6 protein-coding genes are annotated in these 9,292 nt (G+C 72.4%); 3 read left to right on the forward strand and 3 right to left on the reverse strand.

Annotated features, from left to right (window positions below; translation table 11 throughout):
- Positions 1-371: 371 nt before the first annotated feature.
- Positions 372-920 carry a MarR family winged helix-turn-helix transcriptional regulator gene (locus ACFYR0_RS37660; RefSeq protein ID WP_389338869.1) on the reverse strand — a complete coding sequence of 183 codons (549 nt, stop codon included), beginning with the start codon at positions 918-920 and terminating at the stop codon, positions 372-374.
- A 137-nt stretch (positions 921-1,057) separates the two neighbouring features.
- Here ACFYR0_RS37660 and ACFYR0_RS37665 point away from each other — a divergent pair, with 137 nt between their 5' ends.
- Positions 1,058-2,320, forward strand: a complete 1,263-nt coding sequence (locus ACFYR0_RS37665) for an MFS transporter (protein ID WP_389338884.1) — start codon at positions 1,058-1,060, stop codon at positions 2,318-2,320.
- Positions 2,321-2,383: 63 nt separating this feature from the next.
- Here ACFYR0_RS37665 and ACFYR0_RS37670 read toward each other — a convergent pair whose 3' ends face one another.
- On the reverse strand, positions 2,384-4,051 hold the full coding sequence (locus tag ACFYR0_RS37670; RefSeq protein WP_389338872.1) for a SpoIIE family protein phosphatase: 1,668 nt from the start codon (positions 4,049-4,051) through the stop codon (positions 2,384-2,386).
- A gap of 228 nt (positions 4,052-4,279) precedes the next feature.
- Complete coding sequence (locus ACFYR0_RS37675) at positions 4,280-5,641, reverse strand: NAD(P)/FAD-dependent oxidoreductase (RefSeq protein ID WP_389338875.1); 1,362 nt, start codon at positions 5,639-5,641, stop codon at positions 4,280-4,282.
- A gap of 377 nt (positions 5,642-6,018) precedes the next feature.
- Between ACFYR0_RS37675 and ACFYR0_RS37680 the strand changes: the two genes are divergently transcribed.
- Complete coding sequence (locus ACFYR0_RS37680; RefSeq protein WP_389338878.1) at positions 6,019-6,771, forward strand: TetR/AcrR family transcriptional regulator; 753 nt, start codon at positions 6,019-6,021, stop codon at positions 6,769-6,771.
- Positions 6,772-7,159: 388 nt separating this feature from the next.
- The gene (locus ACFYR0_RS37685) at positions 7,160-9,130 is read left to right on the forward strand and encodes a sigma-70 family RNA polymerase sigma factor (RefSeq protein WP_389338881.1); all 1,971 of its coding nucleotides are present in this window, start codon (positions 7,160-7,162) and stop codon (positions 9,128-9,130) included.
- Positions 9,131-9,292: the final 162 nt, after the last annotated feature.

Raw genomic sequence — 9,292 nt, forward strand, 5'->3', positions numbered from 1 at the left:
CGGTGCTTTCCGGGTTCCCGCTTCCGCGTTTCCCTTTCCGGCGGTCCCGACTCTATCAGATCCTTTCGGCGTCTGACTCCCAGTCAGGGGGTTTGTCTTCCCGGCCGCTCGGGCCGTTCCGACGTCTCAAACCCTAGCGGATCTCCTCCGCGATTCCCAATCGAGGTGATCGGGGTGCGGAGTCCCCATTCGGAATTGAATTCGGGCAAGCCGAAATCGACCCCGTCTGGAGATCTTGCTGTGGTTTGGTTTGCCGCTCATGCGGCGGGAGGTGCTGCCGGAGAACCGTTACGGCCCCGCGGCAACCCGAAGAACTTTACGGATCGGGGAGGGGGATGTCAAGTGGCCTCCCGGGATCGCGCGGGCGGACCTCAGTCGAGGTCGGTGAGGCGCCCGCCGGCGTCCGGCTGGGCGTCCTCCACGCGGCGGAGCAGCCGGGCGAGGACCTCGCCGAGGACCGTGCGCTCGGCCGGGGTGAGGTCCTGGAGGAGGCCCTCCTCGAAGCCCGACGCCAGGCGCATGGCCTCCAGCCACTTCTCGCGGCCCTCGGGGGTCAGCTCGACGATGACCCGGACGCGGTTGGACTCGTCGCGCTCCCGGGTGACCAGTCCCTCGGCGACCATCCGGTCGATCCGGTGGGTCATGGCGGCCGGGGTGAGGCCGAGTCGCTTGGCGAGCTCACTGGGGCCCATGCGATAGGGGACCCCGGACAGGACGAGGGCCTTGAGGACCTCCCACTCGGCGTTGCTGATGCCGAGGGCCGCGGTCTGGCGGCCGTAGGCGACGTTCATCCGCCGGTTCAGGCGGGACAGCGCCGAGACGATCTTCTCGACCTGGGGGTCGAGGTCCCGGAACTCGCGCTGGTAGGCGGCGATCTGTTCGTCGAGGGTCGGCTCGCTGACGCCGGGGTTGTCGCCCATGACGGCAGTATCGCACGGCCTCGCTTGGCATCGAAGTCCTTCGAGGTGTACTGTTTAGCTTCGAACTTTAGTTTCGAAGTCTTCACTCCTAACTTCTACCGATTGAGGTGAACGTGACCAGGGCAATGGGCGCAGCGATGCGCCGGATCCACGTGGGCAACGCACTCAGCGCGTTCGGGCTCGGCTTCACGGTTCCCTACCTGTACGTGTATGTGGCGCAGGTGCGGGGCCTGGGTGCCACGACGGCGGGCCTGGTGCTCGCCGTCTTCGCCGTGGCCGCGCTGATCGTGCTGCCGTTCGCCGGTCGGGCGATCGTGCGGCGCGGCCCGCTTCCGGTGCTGCTCGTCGCCCTGGTCACGGCCGCGCTGGGGGCGCTGAGCCTGGGTCTGTCGGGCAGTGCGGCGACGGTGCTGCTGTCGGCGGCCGCGCTGGGCGCGGGTCAGGCCGTGATGCAGCCGGCGCTGGCGACGATGATCGTGGACTGCTCGACCGCGGAGACCCGGTCGCGGGCGTTCGCGATGCAGTTCTTCCTCCAGAACCTGGGTCTCGGTGTGGGTGGGCTGATAGGCGGCCACCTGGTCGACACCTCGCGCGTGTCGTCCTTCACCCTGCTGTTCGCGATCGAGGCGGCGATGTTCCTGCTGCTGGCCGTCGTGATGACGACCGTGCGGACGCCGCACTCGCCGCGGATCGGCGACAGCCCCGCGCGGTCCGCCAGGGGCGGCTGGAAGCAGTTGCTCGGGAACCGGGCCATGGTCCAGCTGATGGTCCTCGGCTTCGTGCTCTTCTTCGCCTGTTACGGACAGTTCGAGTCGGGGCTGGCCGCCTACGGTGTCGAGGCGGCCGGTATATCGACGTCCGCGCTGGGCACGGCGCTGGCGGCCAACACCGCGGTGATCGTCGTGGCGCAGTTCGCCGTGCTGCGGTTCGTGGAGCGGCGGCGGCGTTCCCGGGTGATCGCGGCCGTGGGTCTTATCTGGGCCGTGGCGTGGATCGTGGCCGGGTACGCGGGGCTGGGTCACACCAGCCAGGCGATGGCGACGGCGGCGTTCGTGTCGACGTACGCGCTGTTCGGGCTGGGTGAGGCGATGCTGTCGCCGACCGTCGCTCCGCTGGTGGCCGATCTGGCGCCGACGGGTATGGCCGGTCAGTACAACTCCGCCTTCGCCCTGGTGAAGCAGCTGGCGCTCGCGGTGGGTCCGGCGGTGGGAGGCCCGATGGGGGCTTCGCTGCACGCCCCGTACATCGTGACGTTCCTGCTGTTCTCGGTGGGGATCAGTGTGCTGGCGCTGGGGCTGGGGCGGCGGCTGACCGAGTCCCAGGACCACCCGTGGCCGGCCCGGAACCGTGTCGTGGCCCGTGGTGGGGCGGCGGCGGAGCCGGTGCCCGCGGAGGCCTGAGCGACGGACGGACGGTTGGCGGCCGGCCGGGGACAGTGACCCTGTTCCCGGCCGGCCGCCGCGTCATGTCTTCGGCAGGGCGAACTCGCACCACACGGCCTTGCCTCCGCCGGGTGTGCGGCGGCTGCCCCAGTTGGAGGCGATCGTGGCCACGATCGCGATGCCCCGGCCGGACTCGTCGCCTGGTTCGGCGCGGCGGCGCCGGGGCAGGTGGTCGTCCCCGTCGGTGACCTCGACGATGAGGCGGCGGTCGGTGCGGCGCAGCCGCAGGCGCATGGGCGGCGTCCCGTGCTGGAGGCTGTTGGCGACGAGCTCGCTCGCGGCGAGGACCCCGAGGTCGTGCAGGTCGGCGGGGAACCGCCAGCTGGTCAGCACCCCGGAGGCGAACGCGCGGGCGCGCGGGGCGGCCTCGACGCCGCCGAGGAGTTCGAGGGCGGCGTTGCGGAAGAGTTCGCCCTCGCTGCCGGTGTGGGCGGGCTGCTGGAGGACGAGGACGGCCACGTCGTCGTCGTGGTCGGCGGTGACGCCGGCGGAGCGCAGCAGGCGGTCGCAGATGACCTGGGGGCTGCCGGTGGCGCCCGCGAGCGCGCGTTCGAGGGCGGCGATGCCTTCGTCGAGGTCCGCGTCCCGGCGTTCGACGAGACCGTCGGTGTAGAGCACGGCGGTGGAGCCGGGGCCGAGGGGGATGGAGCCGGAGGAGTGAACCCAGCCGCCGGTGCCGAGCGGGGGGCCGGTGGGTTCTTCGGCGCGCTGGACGGTGCCGTTCTCGTCGCGGACGAGGATGGGCAGATGGCCCGCGGAGGCGTACACCAGCCGGCCCTCGTTCGGGTCGTGGATGGCGTAGACGCAGGTGGCGATCTGGTTGGCGTCGATCTCGGTGGCGAGGCCGTCGAGGAGCTGGAGCACCTCGTGCGGGGGCAGGTCGAGACGGGCGTAGGCACGGACGGCGGTGCGGAGCTGGCCCATGACGGCGGCGGCGCGGACGCCGCGGCCCATGACGTCGCCGATGACGAGGGCGGTGCGGCCGCCGCCGAGGGTGATGACGTCGTACCAGTCGCCGCCGACTGCGGCGTCGGTGCCGCCGGGCTGGTAGGTGGCGGCGATGCGCAGGTCGTCGGGCTGTTCGAGTTCCTGGGGGAGCAGGGAGCGCTGGAGGGTGACGGCGGTCTCGCGCTGGCGGCGCTCGCTGGCGCGCAGGCGTTCGGCGGCTTCGGCGTGGTCGGTGACGTCGGTGGCGAAGACGAGAACCCCCGGGTCGCCTGGGTCGCCGGCGCCGCCCTCGGCGACGGGGGTGCAGGTGAAGGTGTAGGAGCGGCCGTCGCAGGCCTTGCGGGACTTGACCGTGCGGGGCTTGCCGCTGCGCAGGACCTGGTCGAGCAGGGGCAGCAGGCCGAGCTCGACGAGTTCGGGCAGGGCGCGGGCGGCGGCCTCGCCGGGCGGGCGGGCGCCGAAGGCGGTGGCGTAGGCGTCGTTGACGTAGGCGAGACGGTGGTCGGGGCCGTGGACGAGGGCGACGAGGGCGGGGACCCGGGCGAGGACCTCGCGGACGGGGAGGTCGTCGACGGCGGGTACGCCGGACTGGCCGTCCGTGGGCCGTTCGGCGCGGGCCGCGGGGACGGAGCCCTCGCCGCGGGCCTCTCCCCGGCATCCGGGGGTGACCGCGGTGTCGGTCCGCGCTGCGGCGCGGCGCTGCGTTCCGGGGAGCCGGGCGCTCCAGCGCGTGAAGTTCACGAATCCTTGCCTCGTGTTAGTCGTCGTCGGCCGCTCCGGACCCGGCCGGGGCCCCCGGGGGCGCGGGCGGTGGGTTCCGTCCCCGGGAAATACAGCACTCGGGAAAAGCCTCGTGGGATGGCAGGGCGGGTGGTGGTCCGTCCTGAAGCGTGGACCAGTCTGGCAGTGTGGCGGACCGGGCCGACATCCGTCAGACGCCTGGCCGATTTCCTGAGTTCCTGCTTCGGGTCAGGACGACCCCTTCGGGTCCTCGGAAGGCGTTCCACCGGCCGCGAGTTCGAACTCCGCTCGGGGATGTTCGAGTGAGCCGAGGGAGACGATCTCCCGTTTGAACAGGCCGGCGAGGGTCCATTCGGCCAGCACGCGCGCCTTGCGGTTGACGGTGGGCACGCGGCTGAGGTGGTACGTGCGGTGCATCAGCCAGGCCGGGTAGCCCTTGAGCTTGCGTCCGTAGACGTGGGCGACGCCCTTGTGCAGGCCCAGGGAGGCGACGGAGCCCGCGTACTTGTGGGCGTACGGCTCCAGGGGTTCGCCGCGCAGGGAGCGTACGAGGTTGTCGCCGAGGGTCCTGGCCTGGCGCAGCGCGTGCTGGGCGTTGGGGGCGCAGTCGCGGCCGTCGTGCGCCGTGGCGTCGGGGACGGCGGCGGCGTCGCCCGCGGCCCACGCGTGCGCGACGCCCTCGACGGTGAGGCGGTCGGTGCAGCGCAGCCTGCCCTGGACGGTGAGGGGCAGGTCGGTGGCGGCCAGCAGGGGGTGCGGTTTGACGCCGGCGGTCCATACGACCGTACGGGTGGGAAGTCGTTGTCCGTCACTGAGGACGGCGACGCGGTCGGCGCAGGACTCCAGGCGGGTTCCGAGCAGGATCTGGATGTTGCGGCGGCGCAGTTCGGCGACGGTGTAGCGGCCGAGGTCGGGACCCACCTCGGGGAGGATGCGGTCCGAGGCCTCGACGAGGATCCACTTCATGTCCTCGGGCTTGACGTTGTGGTAGTGCCGCGCGGCGTAGCGGGCCATGTCCTCCAGTTCGCCGAGTGCCTCGACGCCCGCGTAGCCGCCGCCGACGAAGACGAAGGTGAGGGCGGCGTCGCGGAGGGCGGGGTCGCGGGTGGAGGAGGCGATGTCCATCTGTTCGAGGACGTGGTTGCGCAGGCCGATGGCCTCTTCGACGGTCTTGAAGCCGACGCCGTGTTCGGCGAGTCCGGGGACGGGCAGGGTGCGCGCGACCGAACCGGGGGCCAGGACGAGTTCGTCGTAGGCGAGGTGCTCGGGGCCGGTGGCCTCCTGGCCCGCCAGGGTGGTGAGGGTCGCGGTGCGCAGGTCGTGGTCGACGCGGGTGACCTCGCCGACGACGATCCGGCAGCGCGGCAGCACGCGGCGCAGCGGGACGACGACATGGCGCGGGGAGATGGACCCGGCGGCCGCCTCGGGAAGGAACGGCTGATAGGTCATGTACGGGTCGGGAGTGACGACCGTGATCTCGGCGTCCCCGCGCCTGAGTTCCGCTTTGAGCTTCCGCTGGAGGCGCAGGGCCGTGTACATCCCGACGTAGCCGCCGCCGACAACGAGAATGCGCGCACGTTCCTTCACCATCCCATGACGCACCCCGAGCCTTCGTTTGTCCACAGCCTCGACAATTTGTGTGACCGGAGGGCGTCGACGGACCGTGTTGGGCGAATTGCCGGAGTCACGGTCCGGTGCGCAGGTCAGAGGGTTCTACCTTGGGGCGCAAGCGTGCGCAATCGGGACGTATGCGGTGCGTACTCCGATCGGGGGGCGCTCCGTGCGGAACCTGCCCCTTCTGAATTGACTCCCTCTCAACTATGTTCGTATGTCGACGGGGTGTAGGGGGATGCGCTCTTCGGGTCCGCGCGGTGAGCGGGTCCCGGTCGGGCTCTCTTCCGCGCGCTCCGGCATCCAAATGGCGGGGAGAGTCTCCGGGGGGAGACGTCATTACCGGGGGATTACGTATGCATATTCAGGATTCTCATTGGGCTTCCGCTTCCGCCGTGGCAACCGGCGGCGCGGTGGGCAACGGCCGCGGGGACGGTGGGCGCTCGACGCCGCTGCGGGTGGACGCACAGCGCAACCTCGAGCACGTGCTGCGTGCGGCGCGCGAGGTCTTCGGCGAGCTCGGGTACGGCGCGCCGATGGAGGACGTGGCACGGCGGGCCAGGGTCGGTGTGGGCACGGTGTACCGGCGCTTCCCGAGCAAGGACGTACTCGTGCGCCGGATAGCCGAGGAGGAGACCTCCCGGCTGACCGACCAGGCGCGCGCGGCACTCGGCCAGGAGGACGAGCCGTGGTCGGCGCTGTCGCGCTTCCTGCGGACGTCGGTGGCCTCGGGCGCCGGACGGCTGCTGCCGCCGCAGGTGCTGCGGGTCGGCGTGGCCGAGGAGTCCGACGGGCCCGAGCGGTCCGACCGGCCCGGCGAGGCGCGGGTACCGCACCAGCGCAGCCAGCCCGGCTCGGGCGAGCTGCGGCTGGTGTCGGACGACACCGTGGACGACGCGGGTGCGGCGGCGCTGCTGGAGGTCGTGGGCCAGCTCGTGGAGCGGGCCCGCGCGGCCGGTGAGCTGCGGTCGGACGTGTCGGTGTCGGACGTGCTGCTGGTGATCGCCACGGCGGCGCCGGCGCTGCCGGATCCGGCGCAGCAGGCGGCGGCTTCGGCGCGGTTGCTCGACATCCTGCTGGAGGGGCTGCGGTCTCGGCCGCCCGTCTGAGCGGGGCGGGTGCCGCCCGCCTGAGCGGGGTGAGTGCCGCCCGTCTGAGCGGGGTGAGTGGTGTGGTGACGTGACGGTGTCCCTGGCTGCCCTTGATGTGGTGTGGGTGGCTGGGGGCCGTCGTGGTGGTGGGGTGGGCGGACCCGTAGTGGGTGGTTCGGGTTGCGTCGTTGGGGTGGCTTGGGCCGGCTCGTGGGTTGAGTCGGGCTGGCTCGTGGGTGGCTTGGGCTGCCGTTCGTACCTCGAACGGGTGAAGTTCGGTACGCGTTGTCGCTCTATGCCCTCGGACCAGTGGACGATCCGGACTCGCGGGCCTCTCGCCGAAATCCGGTGTGGCAGTCTGGCCCGGTGGTCGGGTCGGGTTGGCTGACGTCGGGGGCTGTCCGCGATGAGCGTTGAGGGGCGGGACGAGTCGCCCGGTGAGGGCGGCAGGGAGACCGGCGGCCGTGTCCCGTCACAGGTGCCCAACCAGGGCGGTCGCCCGGCTGTCCCCTCCGGTGCCGAGCCTCTCGGCGGGGGAAACGTCCCGGCAGGCGGAGGAAACCTCCCGCCTGAGGAAAGCGTTCCCGCTCAGCGCGGCCGGCACGGGGACGGTGTCCTGGCGCCCTCCGACCCCGAGTTGATCGAGCGGATGCGCTCCGGCGACGACACCGCGTACGAGGAGCTGTACCGCCGTCACGCCGACGCCGTGCGCCGCTACGCCCGCACCTGCTGCCGTGACGCCCACACCGCCGACGACCTCACCGCCGAGGTCTTCGCCCGCGCCCTCCAGGCGGTCCGCGGCGGCTCCGGTCCCGAGCACGCCGTCCGCGCCTATCTGCTCACCAGCGTCCGCCGCGTGGCCGCCAACTGGACGAACTCCGCGAAGCGGGAGCAACTGGTCGACGACTTCGCGCTGTTCGCCGCGCAGACCTCCCGGGCCTCGGAGGTCTCCGACACCGACACGCTCGACCTCGGCGCCGACGTCGTCGCCATGCACGAGGCCGAACAGTCCATGGCCATGCAGGCCTTCCGCTCGCTGCCCGAGCGCTGGCAGGCCGTGCTCTGGCACACCGAGGTCGAGGACGAGTCGCCCAGCGACGTCGCCACGCTCTTCGGGCTCGACGCCAACGGCACGCGTGTGCTGGCCAGCCGGGCTCGCGAGGGCCTGAAGCAGGCCTACCTCCAGGCCCACGTCAGCGCCTCCCTCGCCGGGGACGAGGAGTGCGCCCGTTACGCCGACCAGCTCGGCACCTACGCCCGCCGTAAGCTCCGCACCCGTGCCGAGCGCGGGCTGCGCAAGCACCTGGAGGAGTGCGCCAAGTGCCGGCTGGCCGCCCTCCAGATCGAAGAGGTCGCCAGCAGCATTCCCGCCGTCGTGCCGGTCGCCGTCATCGGCTGGTTCGGTGCCGCCGGGTACGCCAAGGCCGCCGCGCTCGCCGTCGGCGGGGTGGGGGCGGGGGCCGCGGGTGCCGCCGGTGCGGCCGCTGCTGCGGGCGGCTCGTCCTCCGGCTCCGGCGCGGTCGCCTCCGAGGGGCTCGGTGCGCCCGTCAAGGCCGGGATCGCTGCCGGTGTCGTCGCCGTGGCGGCCGCCGTCGTCGCGCTCGCCCTGGTCGGCGACAGCACGCCCAAGGAGCCGGTGGCCCGGCCGCCCGTATCCACCCCCGCCGTCGTGCCCGAGCCGGCCGCGTCCGTCCCCGCGCCGTCGCCTCCGCCACCCGCCGGCCCGGAGCCGGTGGCCGCCGCTTCGGCTCCCGCCCCTACGCCCACGCCTACGCCTACCCGCGCGGCTCCTCGGCCCGTCCCGCCCCTGCCTTCGCCTCCTGCCAGTCCTGCTCCCCGTCCCACGCCTACGCCCACGCCCTCTCCTACGCCGACCCCCACTCCCACGCCGACCCCCACTCCCACGCCGACTCCCACTCCCACGCCGACTCCCCCGCCTGCTCCGGTCGTCTACCGGTGGAGTGAGCTGGCCTACAACGTCTCGGGGGACGGTACGAAGCCGGAGATGCGGATCGGGGAGAGCAGTTGGGTGTGGCAGCGGGGGGAACTGTCGATCGGGGAGCGGGTCTATCCGTACGGCGTGACGGTGCACGGTGACTCGTCGGTCACCATCGATCTGAACCGTGAGTGCAGCGCCTATGACGCCGTGGTGGGTGTCGACGACATGACGTCGAAGCTCGGGAAGGTCTACTTCAGCGTGTACGGCGACGGGGAACTGTTGTGGCGGTCAGGCCGGGTGAAGGGCGGGGACGCTGCCGTGCCTGTCCATGTCGGCATCGGCGGCTACCGGGCCATTCGGCTGGTCGTGGAACCGCACAGCCACTTCGACGGGTTGGCGCTCGCCGACTGGGCTCAGTCTCGGTTCACCTGCTCGTAGGTGGGGGTGGGGGTGGGGGTGCCTGCGACGGCCTGCTCGCGTCCGGTGGGGGTGGGCGTAGCGCGTTCGGTTGGTGGGTGGTGCGGGGCCGGGGCGGGGGGGGGGGGGGGGCCGGGGGCCCCCCCCCCCCCACCCGGGGGGGGTGGGGGGTTAGGGGGGGCC

Source organism: Streptomyces sp. NPDC005017 (genome assembly GCF_042873115.1).
In the GTDB taxonomy this organism is placed as follows: domain Bacteria; phylum Actinomycetota; class Actinomycetes; order Streptomycetales; family Streptomycetaceae; genus Streptomyces.

Excerpts from the sequence above, each read along its gene's own strand:
- ACFYR0_RS37660 (WP_389338869.1), bottom strand. The coding sequence starts at position 920 with ATGGGCGACAACCCCGGCGTCAGCGAGCCGACCCTCGACGAACAGATC.
- ACFYR0_RS37680 (WP_389338878.1), top strand. The coding sequence starts at position 6,019 with ATGCATATTCAGGATTCTCATTGGGCTTCCGCTTCCGCCGTGGCAACC.
- ACFYR0_RS37665 (WP_389338884.1), top strand. The coding sequence starts at position 1,058 with ATGCGCCGGATCCACGTGGGCAACGCACTCAGCGCGTTCGGGCTCGGC.
- ACFYR0_RS37675 (WP_389338875.1), bottom strand. The coding sequence starts at position 5,641 with ATGGTGAAGGAACGTGCGCGCATTCTCGTTGTCGGCGGCGGCTACGTC.
- ACFYR0_RS37685 (WP_389338881.1), top strand. The coding sequence starts at position 7,160 with ATGAGCGTTGAGGGGCGGGACGAGTCGCCCGGTGAGGGCGGCAGGGAG.